This window comes from Cellulomonas soli (genome assembly GCF_052036975.1).
GTDB classification, from domain to species: domain Bacteria; phylum Actinomycetota; class Actinomycetes; order Actinomycetales; family Cellulomonadaceae; genus Cellulomonas; species Cellulomonas soli_A.
Genome location: NZ_JBQIAR010000007.1, coordinates 140,809 through 163,896 on the forward strand (window position 1 = coordinate 140,809; position 23,088 = coordinate 163,896).

Below are 23,088 nucleotides of genomic sequence, written 5' to 3' on the forward strand. Positions count from 1 at the left end.
TCATGATCCAACGATCTCGCGTACGAGTCCGACAACTTCCTTCAGGAGAGGGGATTCGTCGGAGACCTTGGCAAGCGCTCGCGTCTGTGTGGCGAGAATCGCGGCGGAGTTGGGGATCTCGGCCGCAGTGAGCCTTAACTCTTCGGCGCATCGCTCCCTCCACACCGCCTTTGCGTCCTCACTCGAGGCGGGCGCTTCCTCGCCCAGCATTTCCAGAAGCAGTGCCTCGGGAACACCTCCTGGAAGAAATCGCAGGCGCTCGAAGCACCAGGCGTACAACGAGCGGTTTCGCGCGTACCACTTGGCCGTTCCGGGCTTCTCATCGCTGTCTCGATGGCGAGATTTGGATATGCCGAAGACCTTGAGTTGCGCGTCCAAGTCTGCGTCCGCGATTTCGCCAGGCGGCAACATCTCCGAACCCGGTGACTTGTCGCCATCCAGTACAACGAACGTCGACTGGCCTGCCGCACTGAGTGCGGGCACAGCATAATTCGATATCGACTCCGCCCCGCCGGGCACCACTCGCACGTCAAGACTCTCCGTCGCGTCCGATCCGATACAGCGCGCCGCTCGGACGAGAATCTCACGCGCCAACTCGTCTTCCACGACCGCGTGCGCCGGATCGACTGTCGCTCCCAGCCTGTTGAACGCCTCCCGGGGCGTCGCACACTGTGCCACCAGTTCGACCGTGCCCGCGGCGCCGATGTCCAGGACCTTGACGGAGCCCAACGGCAGACCGGCTACGAGGGAAGGGGAGTGTGTCGAGAAGACCACCTGCAGCCCCTTGCGAAGTGCAACCTCGGCGACCACACCCATGAGTTTCTCCTGCGCCCGCGGGTGAAGAGATGTCTCCGGCTCATCGAGAAGCACCAGAGCCCCGTTCGGCGCTGCCGAGAGCGCTCGGACGAGAACGATCGCGGCGAACTCGCCACTCCCGGCGAACGCCTCTGAGTAGGCCCGACCACTCTGAGTGATCAGCGCCGTATCACCCTCAATGTCGAAGAAGTCGTGGCGGAGCAGCCTGATCGACTCATACTTGCGTTCAAGTATCGTCGATACCTGCCGAAGCTCGACTGGCGTCAACTCCCTGGCCGGAGTCAGAATGCGATTCCACCCATAGTACTCCTGACGATCAGCCCCCGACGCTATCGCGTCGGAGAGGTGTTGCGACCTTCGACGAACAAGCGCCTTCTTCCGTTCGATCGCATTGTCACGCTTCGCGTGATTCAGCATGAAGTGAATATCGAAGGCGGGGATCGAGTGCCGAAAGTCCAGATACACGACAGGCATCGGGATCGGCCTCCACCGCGTCTCGTTGCGCACATCAGCATCGCGCGGATCTATCTCGGTCGACATCGAGGCCATGCCGTCGGAAGTGCGAGGGGCGCGCGTCTCGAAGTAGTCCTTCCGCCGACCCGCGCGGGCGACTCTCGTTTTGATGACCTCCGCAGCAGCTCCGCTCGGAGCCCTGTACCGGTAGATGTAGCGAGCGGGTTCACTCTCCACCCTGTCGATCCCAGTCTCGAACCAGTGCTCGCCGAGGTCCATACCCCTGGGACAGCCCTGCAGCGCTCGAAGCACGGTCGTCTTGTTGGTGCCGTTGGGGCCGACGAGAGCCGTGATTGGGTGACTGAACTCGATCGCCAGCCCTGGCGCAAGGTTCTTCAGGTTTGGGAAACGAATCCCATCGATGAAGTGGGTGTATCCACCGTTCGACAGTCGCCTCTGGAGTTCCTCCATGCTCACGTACCGATCATGGCACCTCTCGCCTTCGCCGATCGATGGCGCGGCGACGACGCTCCGAGGGCCCTCGCAACTCGTCGACAGTCCGGCTCGCAGCCGCCATCGCCGTTCGCACGGACGCGCGGGCGGCGGCGAGCGCGCGAGGATCCGGACCGCGCGGAATCGCACGGGGTCCGGCGCGGCGCCGTACGAGTGGGCGACTGGCGCCCGCGCTATCTCTGCACGGTGCGGAGCACCTCTTTGCCGTCCCGTGACTGGCTGGTGCGCGGTCGCGTCCAGGGCGCATGTCCTAACCATGCCCGTCCGCCATGACGCGCGGCGTCCGCGATCCGGGCGGGCCCTCGGCTCCCGCGGGCTCGACGAGCGGGGCCACCACGGCGCCACGGCGCCGACGTTCGCGGGTCGAGCCCACACGCCAGAAGGTGGCCACCCGTCGGAGCGGATGACCACCTTCTGGTCGAGACACCCCGCGCACGCGCAGGGTCACAGGGGTGGAGGTGGCGGGAATCGAACCCGCGTCCGATGACGTGGAACCAGGGCTTCTCCGTGTGCAGTCTGCAGCTGAGTTTCTCGGCCCCCGCCATCACGCAGACAAGTGGCGGACGGGCCCAGTCAGCTAAAAGTCCCTGTGGCCCCACTGACGAAGGTCACAAGCAGTGGCTCTCTAGATGACGCCAGTTACTGAGTCGAGAGCGTACTCAGGCTGACGGACTTCGAGGCTCGCTCAGGCGGCGAGGGCGAAGTCGGTGCGCTTGGAATCGGCACCTATAAGTTTGCGCGGATCGTTAACGAGATAACCGTGCGTTCTCGACACGCTTCTCCTGGCTCGACGATCACCGTCGAAACCGATCACCCCCTGTGCAGTTGTCAAGCCACCTGCGCCTCGGTTGCCCGGTGCGTCGGCGGTCTCAGACTACCTGCCCAACACCGGCGCGGTCTCCCTCATTCCCGCCCAGCACCGGTGTGTGCGAGGTCGGCGTCCTTCACCTGGTAGCGGAACTGGCTGACCAGGCCGCGCAGCTCCTCGGCGAGGTCCACCAGGCCTGCGACGGCCTCGCGGGACTGCGCGGCGCCGTCACGGGTGGCGGTGGCGGACGCGGCGACGGTCTCGATGCCGTCGGCGATCTGCGCGGTGCCGGTGGCGGCCTCGCCGATGCCGTGGGTCATGGTGGAGGCGGTGGCGGTCTGCTCCTCGACGGAGGTGGCGATGGTCGACTGGAACTCGTGGATGGAGTCGATGACTCCCCCGATGCTGGCGATGGCGCCCACGGCGATGCCGGTGTCGCGTTGGATGAGCTCGACGCGGTGGCTGACATCCTCGGTGGCGGCGGCTGTCGCGCGGGCCAGCTCCTTGACCTCGGCGGCGACGACGCCGAACCCCTTGCCGGCCTCCCCCGCCCGGGCGGCTTCGATGGTGGCGTTGAGGGCCAGCAGGTTGGTCTGCTCGGCGATCTTGGCGATGGTGCGGGCCACCTCGCCGATGGCGCGGCTGGAGTCGCCGAGCTGGGCGACGGTGTCGTTCGCGTCGGCGGCGGCGGTGACGGCCTCGGAGGCCACGCGGGCGGCTTCGGCGGCGTTGCGGGCGATCTCGGCGATGGAGGCTTCCATCTCCTCGGTGCCGGCCGCGACGCCCTGCGTGCTGCGGGACACCTGCTCGGCGGCCTGCGCGAGTGCGTCGGACTGGGCCTGGGCGTCGACGGCCTGCTGGGCGATGTGCTCGGCGGTCTGCGCCAGGTGCGCCGCTCCCCCGGCCAGCGCCTGCGCGGAGCCGTCGATGGTGGCGACCATGCTGCGCAGCCGCTGCACGGCGGTGTCGATGGCCCCGCCGATGCGTCCGACCTCGTCGGTGGACGTCAGGCCGGCCTCGACGGTCAGGTCGCCGTCGGCGAGCCCGTCGCACACGGCACGGATGCGGCGCAGGGGTCCGATGACGGATCGAGCGGCGGCGATGCCCAGGCCCGCACCGGCCACCAGACCGACCACCAGCAGCGCGACGACGAGCATCCGGCTGGTCGCGGCGTCCTGCGTGGCACCGGTGATCGCCTCGGTGGCGGCGGACTTCTCCAGGTCCACCAGGGTGGCCAACGCCGTGTTCATCTGCACGGTGGGCCCGGTGACCTTGCCGTCGCGCAGGCTGCGCCACACCTCCAGGTCGCCGCGTTCGGCGGCAGGCATGAGGTCCCCGTCGCGGATGCCGCGGTACTCGGTGAGCCCGGCCGCGAAGTCCTGGGCGGCGGCCAGCTGCTCGCCGGCGACACCGTTCTCGTACTCGGCGACGGCCGTGTCGATCTGCGCGTCCAGGTCACCGATCAGCGTGGCGTACCGGCGGAAGTCGTCGGCATCGGAGGCCAACGCGTGACTGGTCACCGCGGAACGCATCTCGACGGTCAGACGGCGGATCGTGGCAGCGCTCTCAACGCCGATGAGGTGCTCGGAGTAGATGTCTTCGGTGGCAGCGTTGGCCGACTGGAGAGCCAGGAGCCCGGCGGCACCGATGGCCACCGACGCCAAGGAGCTGACGACCACCGCTCCGAGGATCCGACCGCGGACACCGACGCGGGGCCGGTTCGGGCGTGCAAAGGCAGGGACCAGCTTCATCGCGGCAACTCCTCTTGCAGGGCGGTGCCTTCCTTGGCTTCCGCTCGTCCTGGATCATCGACCGACCACCACCACGACTTGAGGGGTCGCGGGCTGCCCTTTCGGGTGAGCCGTTACCGCGTGGTCAGTCAGTGACCTGCGAGGACGTCCGTCAGCTCGTACCCCACGGGCTCCTCCAGCTGCGCGTACGTGCACGAGGCCGGGTCACGGTCCGGACGCCACCGGCGCAGCTGCGTGGTGTGCCGGAACCGGTCACCCTCCAGGTGGTCGTAGGCCACCTCGGCCACCAGCTGCGGGTGCAACGGCACGAACGAGAGGTCCTTGCCGCGCGCCCACCGCGACTGCTCCGCCTCGCGCGGGGTGCGACCCAGCGCCTGCTCACCCCACGGGTGGTCGTCGAGCGTCGTCACCATCGGCGCCAGCTCGGTCACCATCGCCCGGCGCACCGCCATCGGGAACGAGGCCGCCACGCCCACCGCCGCCAGCACCCCGTCATCGGTGAACAGCCCCAGCAGCAGCGACCCCACCGCATCCGGGCCCGAGGCGTGCGGGCGGTACCCGGCGACCACGCAGTCCGCGGTGCGCTCATGCTTGATCTTCGCCATCACCCGCTTGCCCGGCTGGTAGGTCGAGGCCGGGTCCTTGGCCACCACACCGTCCAGCCCCGCACCCTCGAACTGCTCGAACCAGCGTTGCGCCTCCGCCAGGTCACCCGTCTGCGGGGTCACGTGCACCGGCCCGCCGGGCAGCACCATGCCCTTGAGCAACGCGCGCCGCTCCGCGAACGGCAACCCCGTGACGTCCTGCCCGCCGGCCGCGAGCACGTCGAACAGCACCAGCAGCGCCGGCGTCTGCTGCGCCAGCAACCGCACCCGGGACTCCGCAGGGTGCACACGGGCCAGCAGCGCCTCGAAGTCCAGCCCGCCCGTGGTCGCCGAGGGCACCACGATCTCGCCGTCGACCACGCACCGCTGCGGCAGGTGGGCCCGCACCGCCTCCACCACCTCCGGGAAGTACCGCTGCATCGGCTTGGTGTTCCGCGAACCGACCTCCACCTCGTCGCCGTCGCGGAACACGACCGCCCGGAACCCGTCCCACTTCGGCTCGTACAACCGGTCGGCGGGGATCGTGGGGACCGCACGGGCCAGCATCGGGTCGACCGGAGGCATCACGGGCAGGTCCATCGCGCCAGTCTGACCGGCCCCCGACGACCCGGCCAGCGCACGCAGGCGCTCGACCAGCCGAGGTGTTCAGCCGGCAGCCGTCACCAGCCGCCGCCACCCCCGCCGCCGACACCCCCGCCGGAGAACCCGCCCGAGAAGCCCGACCCGCCCGACGAACCCGGTGTGGGGGCCGTCAGCGATGTCGTCGCCGTCGTCGTGAAGCGGTCCATCGAGCCGGCGAACGACGTCATCCACAACGGACCCGGGCCCACGTGCGTCCCCGCGTACCAGGTGGGCTGCGGCAGTACCGCCCCACGAGCCGCCAGCTCGGAGAAGATCCGCGCCCACCGGTCCGTCAACCCGAACGCGATCGCGAACGGCAGGTACCGGCTGAAGATGTCGACACCCTCCTCGAACCGGATCTGCTCCGCCTCCGCCGTGGCCAGGTACCGCCGGAACCCCATCGACTGGGCCAGCACGGCCGTGCCCGCCGGGGTGCGCGCCGGGGCCGCCTTCGCGCACACCAGCACAACGACGCCGACCAGAGCCAGCGCCACCGCCGGAAGGACCGCCCCGGGCACCTGCACCGGCACACCGGCGATGACGAAAGTCAGCAGTGCGCCCGGCACCAGGAAGGCCAACGCGCCCGCCAGCCGCCACCGGGTGCGCACCTTGCGCGGATCGGCCGTGAACCAGCCCTTGGCCGTCACATGCTCGTACAGCAGGCCCTGCACCGTGGCCATCGACGAGGCGAACGTGGTGCGCAGGTCCGACAACGTCACGCTCGAGCGCCCCTCGAACACCTCACCCAGCAACCGCGCCTCGAACGGCAGCAGCTCGGGCCCCACCGGACGCAGCTGCACCAGCGTCCAGTCCTTCACCTTCTTGTTCGGGTTCGAACGCGGCACCTCCTCGATGCGCAGGTACCCGCGCACCGCCAGGTCCACCAGCGTCGCCGTCACGTCCACCGGGTCGGCCACCTCGTCGACCAGCGTGCCCACCTCACCTGCGCGCACGTCCGCAGGGGGCGTGAACTGCACGCTCACCGGCTCCCGCGTGTCCCGGTAGCCGGTCGACGCCTGCTGCCCCGGCGCCGGGTGCAGCCCCGGCGTCAGGCCCAGGTACGCCAGGTCACGGCCATGCCGCCGCACCCGCCGCACCACCAGGAACGTGCCCACCGCCAGCACCACCAGCGCGAACCCGCCCAGCGCCGACACCGGCCGCCACGGCATCAGCGGGTCGAACGCAGGCCCCAGGATCGGCTCCGCGTCGAACGTGCCCCCCGGCCAGCCCGTCACCACCGTGAAGGAGTCCCCCGGCGAGACCGTCGCCTGCCAGAAGGCGCCCGCCCCGTCGACCACGTCCGCGTAGTCGCACGGCGTTGTCGACCCCGTCGGCCCCACGAAGCACGCCGCACCCTCGGCGTCCACCGGGCCCACGACCTGCACCGCCACCTCGGACAGCGGGATGTCCCAGTGCCCGATGACATCCCAGTACAGCTCGTCGCCCGAGTGCTTCTCGTTCGCCGGGTTCACCCAGCCGTCCACCGTGTACGACACCCGGTACGACTGCACGCCCTGCACGTCGTCGACGTCCTCGTCGCCCACCCGGATCGTCATGACCCGGTTGTCGTCCGAGACGTCCACGTCGTCCGGCGCACCCGAGGTGCTCGACGCCGTCACGTCAGTCACCTTGTACAGGCGGTCCTGCCCCGTGTCCGTGCCCTGCCGGATCGGCAACGTCAGGTACGGACCGTGACCCGGGTCGTCGCCGAAGTCGAAGTCGAAGTCCAGCGCCACGTGCGCCACACCGTGCGCGTCCAGGTCGACGGTCACGTCGTACCGGGTGATCTCACGGCCGCTGGTCACATCCGGCACCACAGCACCCGGCACCACGGCCGGTCGGGCCGCGGGCGGTGCAGCCGCAGCCGCCGTCGACGCACCCACCAGCACCGCACCGCACACCAGCGCGACAGCACCCGCACCGACCCGGGCACCCAGCACCCGCCGGGCGCGCACGCCCGCCACCGTCACGCGGCTCACCGGTCGCGCCGCTCGCGGATCGCCCGCTGCGCCTCCAGGTTGTCCTGCCGTTCCCGCAGCGCCTGCCGCTTGTCCCAGTCCTTCTTGCCCCGGGCCAACGCGATCTCGACCTTCGCGCGACCGTCAAGGAAGTACAGCTGCAAGGGCACGATCGTCTGGCCCTTCTCGCGCGTCTTGGACTCCAGACGCTCGATCTCCTCCCGGTGCAGCAAAAGCTTGCGCTTGCGGCGCGGCGCGTGGTTGGTCCACGTGCCCTGCGCGTACTCCGCGATGTGCGCACCCATCAGCCACGCCTCACCGCCCTCGACCTCGCACCACGAGTCGATCAGCGACGCACGCCCCGCGCGCAACGCCTTGACCTCCGTGCCGCTGAGCACCAGACCGGCCTCGAACACGTCCTCGATCGTGTAGTCGTGACGGGCCTTGCGGTTCGACGCCACGAGCTTGCGCCCCGCCTCCTTGGCCACGGCTCACGTCCTCCTTCGTCGCGCACCACCCGGCCAGGTGCCGGCGGTGCAGGTGCCTTGGCACCGACCATCGAGCCTACCGGGCACCCGATGACCCACCGAGGGCATTACGCGCACGGCACCACGCCCCGCACCGGCCTGGCTACAACCCGAGCAGCGGCCGCGGGTTCTGCGTCGCGCCGTTCACGTACACCTCGAAGTGCAGGTGGCACGCCGCGGACGTCCCCGTGTTGCCCGAGTAGCCCAGCAGCTGCCCCTCGGACACCGCCTGCCCCGCACCCACCACGAAGCTCGTCATGTGGTTGTAGCTGGTCATCAACGAGTTCCCCTTGTAGAACCCGTGGTCGACCATCACCTGGTTGCCGAACCCGTACCGGTACTTGGCCCACACCACCGTGCCCTCACGCGCCGCGTAGATCGGCGTCCCGCAGTACGTGCGCAGGTCGATCCCGGCGTGCAACCGCACGTACCCCAAGGTCGGGTGCAGGCGCATGCCGTACTCGGAGGTCACGTAGATCGGGTTGATGCTCGTCGGGTTGCCGAACAGCGCCCCGCTGACCGACCCCGTCGGCGCCTGCGGGATCGACGCGTCACGCGCCCGCTGCTCCGCGGCGATCGCACTGATCTCGTTCTGGATCGCGGACCGCTCCGCGTCGATCTTCGCCAGCTGCGCCTCGATGTCGGCCCGCTGGGCCTCCAACGACACCTTCTTGGCGGTCTGCTGCTCGTACAGGTCGTCGATCGCCGCCTTCGCGTCGGCCGCCTCCACCCGAGCCGCATCCGCCTCGGCGACCTTCGCGTCCGCCTCGACCTTCAGCTCGGCGATGCGGTCCTTCACGGCCGCCAGCCGCGCCTGCGCGTTGCGGTTGCCCGACTCGATCGCACTGAGCTCGTCCAGCACCTGCGACTGCGTGCGCAACGCCGTGGACAGCAACCCGTAGCGCTGCACGAAGTCCTCGGTGCTCTGCGCACCCAGCACCACGTCCAGACCCGACGCGTCCGTCCCCGACTTGTACGCCTCGCGCGCCATCTGACCGATCGCGGCCCGGATCTGCGCCGCGCGCTCGTCGTCCTGCGCGATCGAGGCGACGACCTGCGACTCCTCGTCCTGCGCAGCCGCCAGACGGTCCGCGATCAGCGCCTGCTCACGCTGCGCCTTCGCCAAGGCCTCCGCCGCCGCATCCACCCGCGCCTGCGCGGCCGGCAGCTGCGCCTCGATGGCCACCAGCTCGGCCGCGACCTGCTGCGCGACACCGTCGAGCTCCTCCAGCTGGGCCTCGGCTGCCTCCCGCGCGGCCTCGGCCGCATCGGCCCGGGCCTGCGCCGCTTCACGCTTGTCGTCCAGGTCGTCCGCCCACGCCGGGGCGGACAACGCCGCCGACCCGGCGACCAGCAGGACCAGGGCCGCCGACAGCAGGCGCTTGCGCTTGGGCGTCATCTCAGACCTTCGTGTAACGGCTCAGGGTCACCAGCGACGACACGGCTGCCAGGCCTATCGCCACCGCCAGCAGGATCGGCGCGATCGCCCACACGTCGGCGGAGTCCACGTACGGCACCCACGTCAACGAGCTGCCCAACCACTCCTTGACCACGTACTCCACGCCCAGCCACAGGCCACCGACGGCCATCGCCGCACCGATCGTCGCCGCGATCGCGCCCTCCAGCATGAACGGCAGCTGGATGAACAACGTGGAGGCCCCGACCAGGCGCATGATGCCCGTCTCGCGCCGACGGCTCAGCGCCGACAACCGGATCGTCGTCGTGATCAGCAGCACCGCCGCCAGCAGCATCACCGCCGCCAGACCACCGGCCAGCAGCGTCGCGCGGTTGAGCACCAGGAACAGCTGGTCGAACAGCCGCCGCTGGTCCTGCACCTCCTCCACGCCCTGCTTGCCGGCCACCACGTCGGCCACCACCTGGTACTTCTCCGGGTCGGCCAGCTTGATCCGGAACGAGGAGTTCATGTCGTCCGCGGTGGTCGCCGCCGCCCAGAACTGGTCGCCGAACTGCTCCTGGAACGCCGTGAACGCCTCCTCCTTCGACTCGAAGAAGATGTCCTGCACGAACGGGGCGATCTCCGGGGCGTCCAACGCCGCGCGGATGTCGGCCTTCTGCTCCTCGGTCACCTCACCGCCCGCGCACGTCGGCTCGGACGAGTCCCGCGGGCACAGGAAGACCGACACCTCGACCTTGTCGTACCAGTCGTCCTTCATCTTGCCGATCTGCGACTGCAGCAACGCAGCCGACCCGACGAACGTCAACGACACGAAGGTCACCAAGATGACCGAGATGGTCATCGACAAGTTCCGGCGCAGGCCGATGCCGATCTCCGACAGGATGAACTGCAGTCTCACGTCCCGGCCCCCTCAGCGGTCCGAGCCGTACACGCCACGCGACTGGTCGCGCACGAGCTCACCGGTCGACAGCTCGATGACCCGCTTGCGCATCTGGTCGACGATCTCGTCGTCGTGCGTGGCCATCACCACCGTGGTGCCGGTGCGGTTGATCCGGTCGAGCAGGCGCATGATCCCCAGAGAGGTCGTCGGGTCGAGGTTGCCGGTCGGCTCGTCGCACAGCAGGATCGGCGGCCGGTTCACGAACGCCCGCGCGATCGCCACCCGCTGCTGCTCACCACCGGACAGCTCGTGCGGGCGGCGCTTCTCCTTGCCGGCCAGGCCCACCATCTCCAGCACGTCGGGCACGGTCGTCAGGATGTGGTGGCGCGGCTTGCCGATCACCTGCAACGCGAACGCCACGTTCTCGAACACCGTCTTGTTCGGCAGCAGGCGGAAGTCCTGGAACACCGCCCCGATCTGCCGGCGCAGCTGCGGCACCTTCCACCCCGACAACGAGCCCAGCTCCTTGCCCGCCACGAACACCTTGCCCGCCGTGGCCCGCTCCTCACGCAGCACCAGCCGCAGGAACGTCGACTTGCCCGACCCGGACGCACCGACCAGGAAGACGAACTCCCCCCGCTCGATGTCCAGGGACACACGGTCCAGAGCAGGCCGGGCGCCGCGCGCGTAGACCTTGGTGACGTTCTCGAGTCGGATCACTGCACTCTGGGCCAGGTCTCGGGGATCAGGGGCGGGTGCTGCTGCTGGCCTCGACGAGACTAGGCACCCGTTCGGAGCAGTCGGGCCAGGACACGCCGGTCCCCGGCGAGTGCACAGGAACACGTGCCCGGCACCGACCCGCATATCGGGTCACAGCGGGCGGCGCGACCATCCAGCCGCCGCTCCGGTCAGGCGTCCACGCCCTGCTGCCCACGGCGCCAGCGGATACCGGCCTCGAGGAACCCGTCGATGTCACCGTCGAAGACCGCCGAGGTGTTGCCCACCTCGTACTCCGTACGCAGGTCCTTGACCATCTGGTACGGGTGCAGCACGTACGAGCGCATCTGGTCACCCCAGCTGGCCTTGATGTCGCCGGCCATGGCCTTCTTCGCGGCGTTCTCCTCGGCCTGACGCACCAGCAGCAGGCGCGACTGCAGCACGCGCAGCGCCGCCGCACGGTTCTGGATCTGCGACTTCTCGTTCTGCATCGACACGACGATGCCCGTGGGGATGTGCGTCATGCGCACCGCCGAGTCGGTCGTGTTGACCGACTGGCCGCCCGGGCCCGACGAGCGGAACACGTCGACCTTGATCTCCGACTCGGGGATCTCGATGGAGTCCGTCTGCTCGATCAGCGGGATGACCTCGACCGCCGCGAACGACGTCTGCCGGCGGCCCTGGTTGTCGAACGGCGAGATGCGGACCAGCCGGTGCGTGCCGGCCTCGACGGACAGGTGCCCGAACGCGTAAGGCACCTTCACCTCGAACGTGGCCGACTTCAGACCGGCCTCCTCCGCGTACGAGGTGTCCAGCACCGACGTCGGGTAGCCGTGCCGCTCCGCCCAGCGCAGGTACATGCGCAGCAGCATCTCGGCGAAGTCGGCCGCGTCCACGCCACCGGCCCCCGCACGGATGGTGACGACCGCCTCACGCTGGTCGTACTCGCCGGCCAGCAGCGTCCGCACCTCGAGCTCGCCGAGGTCCTTGCGGATCGAGACCAGCTCGGCCTCCGCCTCGGCGAGGGTGTCGGCGTCGCCGCCGTCCTCGGTGGCCATCTCGACGAGGGTCTCCAGGTCGTCGATGCGACCGCGCAGCTTGCTCACGCGGTCCAGCTCCGACTGCGCCGCCGACAGGGCACTGGTGACCTTCTGCGCGGACTCGGGGTCGTCCCACAGGTCCGGCGCGGAGGCCTGCTCGGACAGCTGGGCGATCTTGGCCCGCAGGGCGGTCGGGTCACTCACCGCCTGGATGGAGTCCAGGGTGGTGCGCAGGTCGCGGAGCTCGGCAGGGAAGTCGGTGGTGGCCACGACCGTCCAGGTTACCGGTCCCGCGAGCCCACGCAGGCCCACGCAGGTCCGCGCAGGTCCGCGCCTGCCCGCGAAGGTCAGGAGGCGCGGGCGGAGGACTGCGCCTGCACCGCGATGCCGTCCGACCACGGCGCCATCACCCAGCCCAGCAGCGGCGGGCGCACCACGGCCGCCAACCGCACCGTCACGGTGCGCCCGTCCGGCGTGCCCGCCTCCAGCACGGCGAACTGCGACCAGCGCGCCGTCTCGTCGGCCTCGGCAGCCAGGTAGTCGGCCACCGCCGCCCGCACGTCGGCGTCACGCAACGCGAGACCCTCACCACCCGGTCCCCCGGTGTCCGAGGCGACCGGGGACGCCGCGTCGACCAGGTACTGCTCGGGGCCCAGCGCGTCCGCCGCGTCGAGCGCCGCCAGGTCCGCGAGCGCCACCAGCCGCTTGCGCTCCAGGTGCACCGCGGTGGCCGACACGACGACCGTGACAAGCATCAGGGCCACCGCCATGAAGCCGATGGTCAGCAGGGTGATCTGCCCGTCGTCACCGCGGGCGCGGCCCCTCACGGCGCCGCCCGGTAGGTGTCGACGGCGGCGGTGCGCTCGGCACTGACCGGGACCTCGAGGGGCACCACAGAACGCACGAACGCAGGGACGAACGGCAACGGCACGAGCACGTCCACCCGTGCGGCGACCTCGCTGCCGGGTCGTAGGCACGGTGCCGAGGAGCAGGTGAGCGTCAGCGCCCCGTCCGGGTCGTCGTCGAACCCCTGGTCCTCGAGTGCCAGCCCCACCGAGGCGACCGCCCGCGCCGCGCCCTGCGACGGGGTGTCCGCCACGACGTACGCCCGTGCGGCCGTGCGGGCCGCGCCTTCCGCCGCGAACGTCGCCGCCTGCACCCGGCCCAGCACGAGCACCAGGTACACCAACGGCACGAGCAGCACCACCGACAACGCCAGGAACTCCAGCACCGCCGACCCCGCGTCGCCCGCCGCCTCCGGCCACGACCGGCGAATCCGCTCGAGCAGACGCCGGACGGCCCTCACGGCTCCTCCACCAGCGCGTGCCCGAGCACGTCGAGGCGTCCGCCGGGCCCGATGAGCCCCACGACGGGCAACGGCGCGGACACGGCCACCTCGATGACGTCCAGACCGTCGCGCGTCGTGCGCACGGCGGTGACGTCCTGCGCGTAGGTGTCGCTCAGCGACTGCGTGATGAGCTGCCGGGTCCGTTCGACACCCTCGGCGGGGCTGCGACCGCCGACCGCGGCGTACCGGGCACCCTCCGCGGCGCAGTCGACCAGCGTGTTGCGCACGTGCTGCGCGAGCATCACCTGCAGCACCGCGACGAACAGCACGGTCAGCAGGCCACCGACGAGCGCGAAGTCGACGATCGCCGACCCCGCATCACCCGTCAGGTGCCGGACGGACTGCTTTACGGGCCCTGCACCGACTCGATCGCGTCGGTGAACACGCCCTCCAGGGCAGGCCCGGCGACCAGCCACAGCGCGGTGACCAGCCCGGCGGTCATGAGGGTGACCAGCACCCAGCCGGGCACGTCGCCCCGCTCGGGGTCCGGGCCGGCCGTCCGACGGCGCAGGCGTTCGCCCGTCAGGCGCAGCCGTGCCGGGGTCACCTGCAGCAGGCGCGAGATCATGGGGGTCCTCCTCGGGGCAGTGGCGACGGGTGTCGCCAGGGTCGGGTGCGGGACGCCGGGGTGCGCTCACAGGCCCACCCGCAGCACCACGGCGCTGGGGAACACGGCGAACAGCACGGTCACCGGCAGGATCAGGAAGACGACGGGCACCATCATCTGGACCTCCTTGCGCCCGCCGGCCTCCATGAGGGCTCGACGGCCCTCCTCGCGGACGTCCTGGGCCTGGGCTCGCAGCACGTCCGCCAGCGGTGTGCCGCGGTCGATCGCGACCGAGACGGCCTCCGCGAAGCGGGACAGGGCCGCCAGACCCGTGCGGTCGGCCAGACGGTCCAGCGCCACGGTCAACGGGGCCCCGGCGCGGGTGTCGGCCAACGTGCGACCCAGCTCCGCGCTGAGCTCGCCGTGCGTGCTGCGTACGACCCGTTCGAGGGCACCCGCCGCACCCTCCCCCGCACCGACGGCGAGGGCCAGCAGCTCGGCGACCGTCGGCATCTCGGCGAGCATGCGGGCCTCGCGGGCCTGCACCTGCCGGGTCAGCAGCCAGTCACGGGCCAGGGCGGCACTGACCCCCACCAGCAGCACCAGGACGGCCAGCGCGACCGGTGAGGACCCGCGCGTGGCGGCGAGCAGCAACGCCAGGCCGAGGCCGCCCGCCAGGCCGAGGGCACCCCACACGACCTGCCCGGCGCGGAACTGCTCGACCGACTCCTCGCGACCGGCGCGGGCCAGCCGGGCCCGCAGCTCACCGGTCGGGGAACCGACGCGGGTCACCAGCCGCACCCCGTCGGCCATGACGGGGGCGATGATCCGCTGGAGCGTGGGGAACGGTGTCCGGGCCGAGGGTGAGTGCAGCAACGACGAGGTCGTGCGGCGGGGGCGCAGGTACGGAGCGAGTCGTTGGTCCAACGTGATGCGACGCGAGTGCAGGCTCCACACCACCAGGAGCACTCCCCCGCCGGCCAGCAGCCCCACCAGTGCCCCGAGCGCCGCCGGGCTCACCGCAGCACCCGCGGGTCCTCGGGCAGCCGGGCCACCCGCAGCATCGCGACGTACGCCGCCACGGTGCACGCACCCCCGGCGGCGAGGACCACGAACCCCGCCACCGAGTCGTAGGCGCTCGCCGCCTCGGTCCGGGTCGACAGCAGCGCCAGCACGATCCACGGGGCTGCGACGGCCAGCCGCGCCGCGTACACCGTCCAGCTCTGGCGCGCCTCCAGCTCGCCCCGCGTGCGCAGGTCCTCGCGCAGGAACGTCGACAACGTGCGCAGCAGACGACCCAGGTCCGTGCCGCCCACGTCACGCGTGACCCGCAAGGCCTCCACGATGCGGTCGGCCACCGGGTCCGCGAGCCGGGCCTTGAGCCCGTCGAGGCAGTCGCCGAACCGGCCGGTCGCGCGGTAGTCCTCCGCGAACGCCAGGAACGGCTCCCGCAGCTCCAGCGGACCACGCTCACCGATCTGGGCCACCGCCTCCGGCAAGGACAGCCCCGCCCGGATGCCCGAGCCGAGATGGTCGACCACCTCGGGCCACAACGTGCGCAGCCGCGCGCGCCGCCGACGAGCCCTGCTGCGCACGAGCGAGGGGGCCGCACCCGCCCCGAACGCCGCGAAGCACACCGCGATCGCGAGGGTCCGGGTCAGCGCCAGGGCCAGCACCAGGACGACCAGCGAGACGCCCACGCTGGTCAGCACCAGCCCGCCCGGCGTCGCCCCGGACATCCCTGCCTGCACCAAGGTGTCCTGCGTGCGCTCGTGCCAGGCCGAGACGCGCGCGCCGCCCCGGACAGGCTCCGCCCAGAAGGACCACCAGACGCAGGCCACCCCGGCGCCCAGCAGCAGACCGACCAGCACCCCCACGGTCACACCCTCCGCTGCAGCAGCGCGGGCAGGTCGACACCGATCCGGGCGAAGCGCTCCACGTGCGGCGGATACCCGTCGGCGCGCACCAACCGGCCCTCACGGGTCGCGTACACCTCGGCGGCCTCGACCACGCCCTGCTCCACCCGGCCGGGCACCGCCAGCACCTCGCGCAGCCGCCGGTGGCCCGACACGTCGACGTCGAGGTGCACGACGAGGTCGACGGCCGAGGCCACGGTCGGCACCACGAACCGGTCGGACACGTTCTCGCCCGCCAGCAGCGGCAGCGTGCACAGCTTCGTCAGGGCCTCGCGCGCCGAGTTCGCGTGCAGCGTGCACATGGCCGGCACGCCGGCGTTGAGGGCGATCAGCAGGTCGAGCGCCTCGGCCTCACGCACCTCACCCACGAGCAGACGGCTGGGGCGCATGCGCAGCGCCTCCTTGACCAACCGGCGCAACGGGATCTCCCCCGTGCCCTCCAGGTTGGGCTGCCGGCACTGCATGGCCACCCAGTCACGGTGCTCGAGCCGCAGCTCGAAGACCTCCTCGCACGAGATGACACGCTCGCGCGCGGGGATCGCCCCGCCCAGCGCGTTCAGCATCGTCGTCTTGCCCGCCTGGGTGGCCCCCGAGACGAGGATGTTCAGGCCCGCCCGGACCGCGGAGTTCAGGAACGCCGCCACTGCCGGGGGCATCGACCCCAGCGCGACCAGGTCGTCCAGGGCCTTGGCCCGCACGACGTACTTGCGGATGTTCACCGACCAGTGGCGCCGCGTCACGTCGGGGATCACGGCGTGCAACCGCTCCCCGCCCGGCAGGCTGGCATCCACGAACGGGCTCGACAGGTCCAGCCGCCGGCCCGACACCTTGAGCATCCGCTCGACCAGGTCGCGCACCTGCCCGTCGGTGAGGATGGTCGTGGTCAGCTCGGGCTCACCGCGGCGGGCCACGAAGACCTGCGTCGGGGAGTTGATCCAGATCTCCTCGACCTCGGGGTCGTCGAGGTAGGGCTGCAGGGGTCCGAGCCCGGCGACGGCGTCGACGACGGCCTTGTGCACGGCCATGACGTCCACCAACGGCGGCACGGCCCCGACCACGGACCGCTCGTCGTAGTCGGCGATCGCGTCGGTGACGAGTGCGGCCACCCCGGGGCGGTCACGCACCGGGTCCACACCCCGACGGCGGATCAGCTCGCGCACCTCGTGCTCGAGGATCGCCACCCCGTCCATGTCCGCCCCCGCTCATCCCCGGACGTGGCCTGCCTGGCGGCAGGTGCCACCGGTGGGCACCCCACGCGTCATGTCCGATTTCTCCCGCTTTGCGCTCGCACTCTAGAGCACCCCACTCGGGCCCGTGCGCGCGCCGTCCACAGCCGTAGCCCGACCGGGTGAACACCGGGCGAGCGACCACGGACCCGCAGGCCTGCCGTGAAACTGCAGGCAGGGCAACGCCATCGGCTCCGTGGCCGGCGCGCGCACCGGCGGGCACTCCTGCGACGACACACAGGTGACCGACGTCGCGCACCGGTGGTGACGTGCCCCCGACGCCGTTCCCCGCGGTTGCCGACGGGCCGGGCCGACGTACCGTGAAACCCCGGGGGCGACGGCACCCGGGCATCCCAGCATGGAGCGGTCCATGACCTCGCACAGCACCTCGCGCGACGTCACCGGTGAGCACCTGCACCTGGTGCACGAGCTCGACGCACCACCGGCGGAGGTCTTCCGGCACCTGGTGGAACCGGCACTCCTGGCCCGGTGGTTCGGCCCCCACTCGGTCCGCGTCCCCGAGGAGTCGGTGGTCTGCGAACCGTTCCCGGGCGGCGAGTGGAACCTGGTGATGGTGGACATCGCCACGTCCACGCCCTACCCGGTGATGGCGCGCGTCTCCGAGATCGTGCCGCCACGGCTGCTGGTGTGCCGCGAGATCGACATCGAGGCCGACGACGCCACCTTCAACGGCCTGCGTCTGCGGATCGAGCTGCACGAGCACGACGGGGACCACACGCTGCTCGAGCTGCGGCAGGGCCCGTTCCCCGCCGACACCACGATGGCCGCGGACAGCGCCGAGGGCTGGGTGCAGTCGTTCGAGAAGCTCGACGCGGTCTGCGGGGCGCCGGCGACGCCGGCACCACAGGAGGCAGCCGGTCCTAGGTCGGGCGGCCCAGGACCGAGGCCACCGGGCCAGTACCGTGTGAACGTGAACACCCCCCTCCCCACCGGCACCCAGCACGTCCTCGTGCACGGCACGCAGCGTGCCGTCATCGCCGAGGTCGGCGCCAGCATCCGCACGTACTCCGTCGACGGCCGCGACGTGGTCCTCCCGTTCGACGAGACCACCCTCGCCCCCGCGTTCTCCGGTGCCGTCCTGGCACCGTGGCCGAACCGCCTGCGCGACGGGCTGTACCGCTACGAGGACACCACCTACGAGGTGCCGCTGACCGAGCACGACCGCCAGACGGCCCTGCACGGCCTGGTCGCGTACGCGCGGTTCACCCCGCCGGCCGACATCGCACCGACCTCGACGTCGGTGACGCTCGAGCACGAGCTGGTCCCCACGCCGGGCTACCCGTGGGCGCTGCTCGTGTGCGCCACGTACACGCTCGACGACGCCGGGCTGCGCGTGCACGTCGCCACGACGAACCTGTCGTCGGCGAACGCCCCCTACGGGATCGGGTTCCACCCGTGGCTGTCCCCGGGTGCAGCATCGGTGGACGAGTGCACGCTGCGCGTCGACGCGGTGCGTCACGTCACGGTCGACGAGCGGCTGCTGCCCACGGGCACCGAGCCCGTGGCGGGCCCGTTCGACCTGCGCGAGGCGACGGCGCTGCGCGGCATCGCCCTCGACGACGCCTGGGTCGACGTCACCCGCGACGAGGACGGTCTGTCCTGGATCGTGCTGGCCTCGCCCGACGGGCACGCTGCCGCCCTGTGGTCGGACGCGACGATGGACACCTGGCAGGTGTGCACGGGCGACGGCATCCCGCGCATCGAGCGCCGGGGCGTGGCCGCCGAGCCGATGTCGTGCGTGGCCGACGCGTTCCGCACGGGTGAGCGACTGGTCCACCTGGCCCCGTCCGCCACGCACGAGGTGACGTGGGGCCTAGCGCTCCTCTGACCGCCCCGGGGCACTGCACGAGCCCTCGCTGGACCGCGAGAGCCCGCGCCCTCCGGGGCGCGGGCTTTCCTGTCGTCGAACCGGTGACACCAGAGGGTCGGGCGGCGGGTGTGTCGCGCTCAGACCCGAGGATCAGCCGTAGTACTCGCCGTCCTCCTGGACGCCCTTGAGGTACTCCCAGTGCCAGCGCTCGTACGGGCCGCTGCCGCCGGGCTGCGCCCAGTCCGGGTTCTCCCAGCCGTAGATGGCGGCATTCTCGTTGAGCCAGGTCCACCGGGCGCCGCTCGTCTCGCTCCCGCAGAAGTCGATGGCCAGGCCCCAGCCGTGGTTGCTCAGTCCGGGAGGCGCCGCGAGGCTGCCCTTCTGCGCCTTGACGGCCCGCTGCTCGGCGAGCGTGCGGTACCCCGACGAGAGGCACATGTCGGCGCCGAAGCGGGCCACGTACGCCTCGTTCATCTCGGCGAGGGAGACCGCGGCATCGGCGCGCATCTTCGTCCGGCCGTCCCACAGCGTGCACAGGTCCTCGACAGCCAGCTGACCGTTCGCTCCGGCCGCCTTGACACTGCCGTCGCAGCCGGGCAGCGCCTCACGCAGCTCGGCACGGCTGACGGTCGTGTCGGTGCGCTCGCCGCCGTCGGCGGAGATCAGCGAGGCGGGCGGCTGGGCGGACAGCCCGCTGGCGGTCAGAGCAGCCAGCGTCGTCGGCAGCGTGGCGTCCGCGAGCGCCTCGTTGCCGTAGGCCTCGCCGGCCAGCAGGTCGGAGTGGGTGACAGGGACGATGACCGTCACACCGACCAGGGCGCCGAGCACACCGACCCGGGCGAGCCCCTTGCGGCGCTTCTCGCGACCGTGGGCGGCGGCGCTGCGGCCGGCGCGTACGGCACGGACCGGCTCGGGGCGGACGTCCTCGGGGTGGACCTCGGCGGGGGCCTGCGCGGTCGGGGGAACCTCGGGTGCGCTGACCGTCCGGGCGGGCTGAGGCGTGGCGACCGCGACGGGTTCGAATACGGCCGTGGCGGGGGCGGGGGCCAGCGCGTAGGCGGGAACCCGGCCGGCCCGAGGCGTCGACTCGGCGACGGGCGCGGGTGCCACGGCGGGTGCGGCGCCTGCGCGCTCGGCCTCGCGACGACTGCGTCGGGTGGGGAGGGAGGTCTGCGCGCCGGCCTGCTGCACTGGCACACACCTCCGATCCTGACCCGGTGGCGGGGTGTCCGCCGTCCGTCCGGCATGCGACCCGTCGGCGTCCGCCATGTGACGAGCGAACGACGAGCCGACCTGAACTGTCACGAAACCATAACGGGTGGCGGACGCGCTTCCAAGCCCCTGAACGGGCGTCCAACGTGCGTTTCGGACATACCTGGCGGACGTCAGGACGACACACCGCGCGACACGCCGAAACATCGTGTGACCTGCACCACTACTCACCCGTTCGGGGTGGCCGTCACCGCAGGTCGCGCAGCCGCCACCTCACCGCAGCTGGTCGCGCTGCATCGCGTCGCGCACCTCACCCACGAGCTCCTCGAGGATGTCCTCCAGGAACACCACGCCGACCGTCGCCCCGCGGTCGTCGACCCGCGCCAGGTGGGCGCCCGAGCGCTGCATCGCCGCCAACGCGTCCTCGACCTCGTCGCCGGGCGCGACGACCGCCAGCGACCGCACCCGCCACACCGGCACCGGCTGCTCGCGTGAGTCGTCGTCCGCGTACAGGACGTCCTTCAGGTGCAGGTAGCCGCTGAGCGCGCCCGCCTCGTCGCGCACCGGGAACCGGCTGAAGCCCGTGCGCGCCACCAACCGCTCCAGCTGCGCCGGGGTCACACCGGCCGGCACCGGCACCAGGTCGTCGGTGGCCACCATCACGTCGGCCGCCGTGCGGTCCGAGAACTCGATCGCACCCGTCAGGAGACCCTGCCGGTCCTCGAGCAACCCCTCGGCCTGCGAGCGCTCGACGATCGAGTGCACCTCCTCGGCCGTGAAGGCGGAGGACACCTCGTCCTTGGGCTCCACACCGGCCGCCCGCAACGCGTGGTTGGCGACCCAGTTCAAACCGGTGATCACCGGTCGCAGCACCCGCGCGACCCACACCAGCGGCGGTCCGAACAGCAGGACCGCGCGGTCCGGACCCGACACGGCCAGGTTCTTCGGCACCATCTCGCCGAGCACCACGTGCAGGTACACCACGATCGCCAGCGCCAGGACGAACGAGATCGGATGGGTCAGGTCCTCGCTCACCCCGAGCGCGTGCAGCGGGTCGGCGATGAGGTGCGCGATCGCCGGTTCGGCCACCACGCCCAGGCTCGTGGAGCACACCGTCACGCCCAGCTGCGCCGCCGCGAGCATGAGCGACACGTGCTCCATCGCCCACAGCACGGTGCGCGCCCGCCGGTCGCCCGCGGCCGCCAGCGGCTCGATCGCCGAACGGCGCGCCGAGATGATCGCGAACTCCGCGCCCACGAAGAACGCGTTGGCGGCCAGCAGCAGCACCGCCAGCAGCAGGGCGGCCGTCGAGCTCATGAGGCACCCCCGGCGCGCCGGCCCTCGTCACCGGCGGCGTCCGCGGGCTCACCGCCGGGCCAGTCGCCGTCGTCGTCGGCCGGCTCCTGCGCGCGCACCCGCAGCCGCTCGACCCGGCGACCGGCCATCTGCTCCACGTGCAGCAGCACGCCGTCCACCAGCACCTCGTCACCCGTCGAGGGCACACGGCCCAGCTGAGCCATCACCAGCCCGCCCAAGGTCTCGTACGGACCGTCGTCGGGCACGCGCAGGCCGGTCACCTCCGTCAGCTCGTCCGGGCGCAACGTCCCCGGCAGCAGCCACGAGCCGTCAGCCCGTCGCGCGGTCCGGGTGCGCCGCCGATCGTGCTCGTCGGCGACATCGCCCACGAGCTCCTCGACGACGTCCTCCAACGTGACCACGCCGGACGTGCCGCCGTACTCGTCCACCACGACCGCCATCTGCAGACCCTGCGCGCGCAGCTCCACCAGGAGCGGCCCCAGGCGCACCGTCTCGGGCACGCGGGGCGCGTCGACCATGAGCGCCGCCGCAGGCACCTCCGCGCGGCGTCCGTACGGCACCGCGATCGCCCGGCGCAGGTGCACCAGACCCACGATGTCGTCGCTGGACTGCCCGATCACCGGGAAGCGCGAGTGCCCGCTGCTGCGGGCCAGCGCCATCACGTCGGCGGCCGAGTCGTCCCGGCGCACCACGACGAGCCGCATCCGGTCGGTCATCACGTCGACCGCGGTCAGCTCCGCGAACTCGATGGAGTTGGTGAGCAAGGTCGCGGTCGAGGCCTCCAACGTGCCGACCTCGGCGGAGCGTCGCACCAGCGCGGCCAGCTCCTGCGGTGAACGTCCGCCCGACAGCTCCTCACGGGGTTCGACGCCCACCCGGCGCAGCAAGGCGTTCGCGGAGCCGTTCAGCAGGCCGATGACCGGGCGCAACGCACGGGTGAACGCCCGTTGCGGGGGTGCCACGACCCGCGCCGTGCCCAACGGGCGGCTCAGGGCGAAGTTCTTCGGCACGAGCTCGCCGAAGATCATCGAGAAGCCGTTGACCAGGACCACGGTCAGCAGACCCGCGACCGCACCGCCGACCGCGCGCCCCAGCGCGGAGTCCTCCAGGGGCACGCGCAGCAGGCGCGAGACCGCCGGCTGGGTGGTGTACCCGAGGAGCACCGTGGTCACGGTGATGCCGACCTGCGCGCCCGAGAGCTCGGTCGACAGGCCCCGCAGGGCCTTGAGCACGGACTGACCGCGCTTGTCGTGCGGGTCGGTGTCCTTCTCGACCAGTGCAGGGTCGAGGGTGACGAGGGAGAACTCGCTCGCGACGAAGACGGCCGTGCCCAGGGTGAGCACGATGCCGAGCACGACGAGCAACCATTCGGTCAGCACGTCGGCACCCCCGTCGGGGCAGCGATGATCAGGACAGTGGAGGAGCCGGCAAGGTCGCTGGCGGACGCGTCGGTCCGGGCAGGACGCCGGCAGCTACTTGAGCCGCTCATGATCGGGCCATCCTAAGGGAACCCTGCCCGGCAAGCGGGGCGGGCCCGGCGTGAGGCGCCGCACGTCCAGCGCACGGTCAGGAGCGTGTGCCACCC

General features: G+C 71.5%; 20 protein-coding genes and 1 other RNA gene. 1 reads left to right on the forward strand and 20 read right to left on the reverse strand.

What is annotated here, in order from left to right:
• The 17 genes from ACTHAM_RS09565 to ACTHAM_RS09645 all read right to left on the reverse strand — a co-directional run bounded on the left by ACTHAM_RS09565 (position 1) and on the right by ACTHAM_RS09645 (position 17,107).
• On the reverse strand, positions 1–1,740 hold the full coding sequence (locus tag ACTHAM_RS09565) for an ATP-dependent nuclease (protein ID WP_440686877.1): 1,740 nt from the start codon (positions 1,738–1,740) through the stop codon (positions 1–3).
• Positions 1,741–2,232: 492 nt separating this feature from the next.
• Positions 2,233–2,600, reverse strand: a transfer-messenger RNA (tmRNA) gene (gene ssrA, locus ACTHAM_RS09570).
• An 85-nt stretch (positions 2,601–2,685) separates the two neighbouring features.
• Positions 2,686–4,341: a methyl-accepting chemotaxis protein gene (locus tag ACTHAM_RS09575; protein WP_440686755.1), complete on the reverse strand. Its 1,656-nt coding sequence runs from the start codon at positions 4,339–4,341 to the stop codon at positions 2,686–2,688.
• A 128-nt stretch (positions 4,342–4,469) separates the two neighbouring features.
• Positions 4,470–5,525 carry an ATP-dependent DNA ligase gene (locus tag ACTHAM_RS09580; protein ID WP_440686757.1) on the reverse strand — a complete coding sequence of 352 codons (1,056 nt, stop codon included), beginning with the start codon at positions 5,523–5,525 and terminating at the stop codon, positions 4,470–4,472.
• 80 nt (positions 5,526–5,605) lie between these two features.
• Positions 5,606–7,546, reverse strand: coding sequence for a DUF2207 domain-containing protein (locus ACTHAM_RS09585; protein WP_440686759.1), 1,941 nt, complete (start codon positions 7,544–7,546; stop codon positions 5,606–5,608).
• Entirely contained in the window at positions 7,543–8,013 is a 471-nt protein-coding gene (gene smpB / locus ACTHAM_RS09590) for an SsrA-binding protein SmpB (protein ID WP_440686761.1), read from the reverse strand. The genes ACTHAM_RS09585 and smpB overlap by 4 nt, the downstream gene beginning before the upstream one ends.
• Before the next feature lie 142 nt (positions 8,014–8,155).
• Positions 8,156–9,451: a peptidoglycan DD-metalloendopeptidase family protein gene (locus ACTHAM_RS09595; protein ID WP_440686763.1), complete on the reverse strand. Its 1,296-nt coding sequence runs from the start codon at positions 9,449–9,451 to the stop codon at positions 8,156–8,158.
• Position 9,452: 1 nt separating this feature from the next.
• Positions 9,453–10,367, reverse strand: coding sequence for a permease-like cell division protein FtsX (gene ftsX, locus ACTHAM_RS09600; RefSeq protein WP_440686765.1), 915 nt, complete (start codon positions 10,365–10,367; stop codon positions 9,453–9,455).
• A gap of 12 nt (positions 10,368–10,379) precedes the next feature.
• Positions 10,380–11,069 (reverse strand): cell division ATP-binding protein FtsE, encoded by a 690-nt coding sequence (gene ftsE / locus ACTHAM_RS09605; RefSeq protein ID WP_440686767.1) that lies wholly within the window; start codon positions 11,067–11,069, stop codon positions 10,380–10,382.
• Between the two features lie 188 nt (positions 11,070–11,257).
• Positions 11,258–12,376 (reverse strand): peptide chain release factor 2, encoded by a 1,119-nt coding sequence (gene prfB, locus ACTHAM_RS09610; protein WP_440686769.1) that lies wholly within the window; start codon positions 12,374–12,376, stop codon positions 11,258–11,260.
• Between the two features lie 77 nt (positions 12,377–12,453).
• Positions 12,454–12,933, reverse strand: a complete 480-nt coding sequence (locus tag ACTHAM_RS09615) for a pilus assembly protein TadG-related protein (RefSeq protein WP_440686771.1) — start codon at positions 12,931–12,933, stop codon at positions 12,454–12,456.
• Complete coding sequence (locus ACTHAM_RS09620; protein ID WP_440686773.1) at positions 12,930–13,412, reverse strand: pilus assembly protein; 483 nt, start codon at positions 13,410–13,412, stop codon at positions 12,930–12,932. Before ACTHAM_RS09620 ends, ACTHAM_RS09615 begins: the two co-directional genes overlap by 4 nt.
• Positions 13,409–13,783, reverse strand: a complete 375-nt coding sequence (locus ACTHAM_RS09625) for a TadE family protein (protein ID WP_440686879.1) — start codon at positions 13,781–13,783, stop codon at positions 13,409–13,411. Before ACTHAM_RS09625 ends, ACTHAM_RS09620 begins: the two co-directional genes overlap by 4 nt.
• A gap of 17 nt (positions 13,784–13,800) precedes the next feature.
• A complete protein-coding gene (locus ACTHAM_RS09630; RefSeq protein WP_440686775.1) occupies positions 13,801–14,022 on the reverse strand; it encodes a hypothetical protein in 222 nt (73 codons plus the stop codon).
• A 66-nt stretch (positions 14,023–14,088) separates the two neighbouring features.
• Positions 14,089–15,021, reverse strand: coding sequence for a type II secretion system F family protein (locus tag ACTHAM_RS09635; protein WP_440686777.1), 933 nt, complete (start codon positions 15,019–15,021; stop codon positions 14,089–14,091).
• Positions 15,018–15,878, reverse strand: coding sequence for a type II secretion system F family protein (locus ACTHAM_RS09640; RefSeq protein ID WP_440686779.1), 861 nt, complete (start codon positions 15,876–15,878; stop codon positions 15,018–15,020). Before ACTHAM_RS09640 ends, ACTHAM_RS09635 begins: the two co-directional genes overlap by 4 nt.
• A gap of 2 nt (positions 15,879–15,880) precedes the next feature.
• Complete coding sequence (locus tag ACTHAM_RS09645; RefSeq protein WP_440686781.1) at positions 15,881–17,107, reverse strand: CpaF family protein; 1,227 nt, start codon at positions 17,105–17,107, stop codon at positions 15,881–15,883.
• A gap of 406 nt (positions 17,108–17,513) precedes the next feature.
• On the opposite strand from ACTHAM_RS09645, the gene ACTHAM_RS09650 reads away from it, so the two are divergent.
• Positions 17,514–18,992: an aldose epimerase family protein gene (locus ACTHAM_RS09650; protein WP_440686783.1), complete on the forward strand. Its 1,479-nt coding sequence runs from the start codon at positions 17,514–17,516 to the stop codon at positions 18,990–18,992.
• A gap of 132 nt (positions 18,993–19,124) precedes the next feature.
• Here ACTHAM_RS09650 and ACTHAM_RS09655 read toward each other — a convergent pair whose 3' ends face one another.
• The 3 genes from ACTHAM_RS09655 to ACTHAM_RS09665 form a co-directional block, all read right to left on the reverse strand.
• Complete coding sequence (locus ACTHAM_RS09655) at positions 19,125–20,171, reverse strand: D-alanyl-D-alanine carboxypeptidase family protein (protein WP_440686785.1); 1,047 nt, start codon at positions 20,169–20,171, stop codon at positions 19,125–19,127.
• A gap of 288 nt (positions 20,172–20,459) precedes the next feature.
• The gene (locus tag ACTHAM_RS09660) at positions 20,460–21,503 is read right to left on the reverse strand and encodes a hemolysin family protein (protein ID WP_440686787.1); all 1,044 of its coding nucleotides are present in this window, start codon (positions 21,501–21,503) and stop codon (positions 20,460–20,462) included.
• The gene (locus tag ACTHAM_RS09665; protein WP_440686789.1) at positions 21,500–22,882 is read right to left on the reverse strand and encodes a hemolysin family protein; all 1,383 of its coding nucleotides are present in this window, start codon (positions 22,880–22,882) and stop codon (positions 21,500–21,502) included. Before ACTHAM_RS09665 ends, ACTHAM_RS09660 begins: the two co-directional genes overlap by 4 nt.
• Between the last annotated feature and the right edge of the window lie 206 nt (positions 22,883–23,088).

Excerpts from the sequence above, each read along its gene's own strand:
- ACTHAM_RS09660 (WP_440686787.1), bottom strand. The coding sequence starts at position 21,503 with ATGAGCTCGACGGCCGCCCTGCTGCTGGCGGTGCTGCTGCTGGCCGCC.
- ACTHAM_RS09645 (WP_440686781.1), bottom strand. The coding sequence starts at position 17,107 with ATGGACGGGGTGGCGATCCTCGAGCACGAGGTGCGCGAGCTGATCCGC.
- ACTHAM_RS09565 (WP_440686877.1), bottom strand. The coding sequence starts at position 1,740 with ATGGAGGAACTCCAGAGGCGACTGTCGAACGGTGGATACACCCACTTC.
- ACTHAM_RS09580 (WP_440686757.1), bottom strand. The coding sequence starts at position 5,525 with ATGGACCTGCCCGTGATGCCTCCGGTCGACCCGATGCTGGCCCGTGCG.
- ACTHAM_RS09630 (WP_440686775.1), bottom strand. The coding sequence starts at position 14,022 with ATGATCTCGCGCCTGCTGCAGGTGACCCCGGCACGGCTGCGCCTGACG.
- ACTHAM_RS09575 (WP_440686755.1), bottom strand. The coding sequence starts at position 4,341 with ATGAAGCTGGTCCCTGCCTTTGCACGCCCGAACCGGCCCCGCGTCGGT.
- ACTHAM_RS09595 (WP_440686763.1), bottom strand. The coding sequence starts at position 9,451 with ATGACGCCCAAGCGCAAGCGCCTGCTGTCGGCGGCCCTGGTCCTGCTG.
- ACTHAM_RS09650 (WP_440686783.1), top strand. The coding sequence starts at position 17,514 with ATGACCTCGCACAGCACCTCGCGCGACGTCACCGGTGAGCACCTGCAC.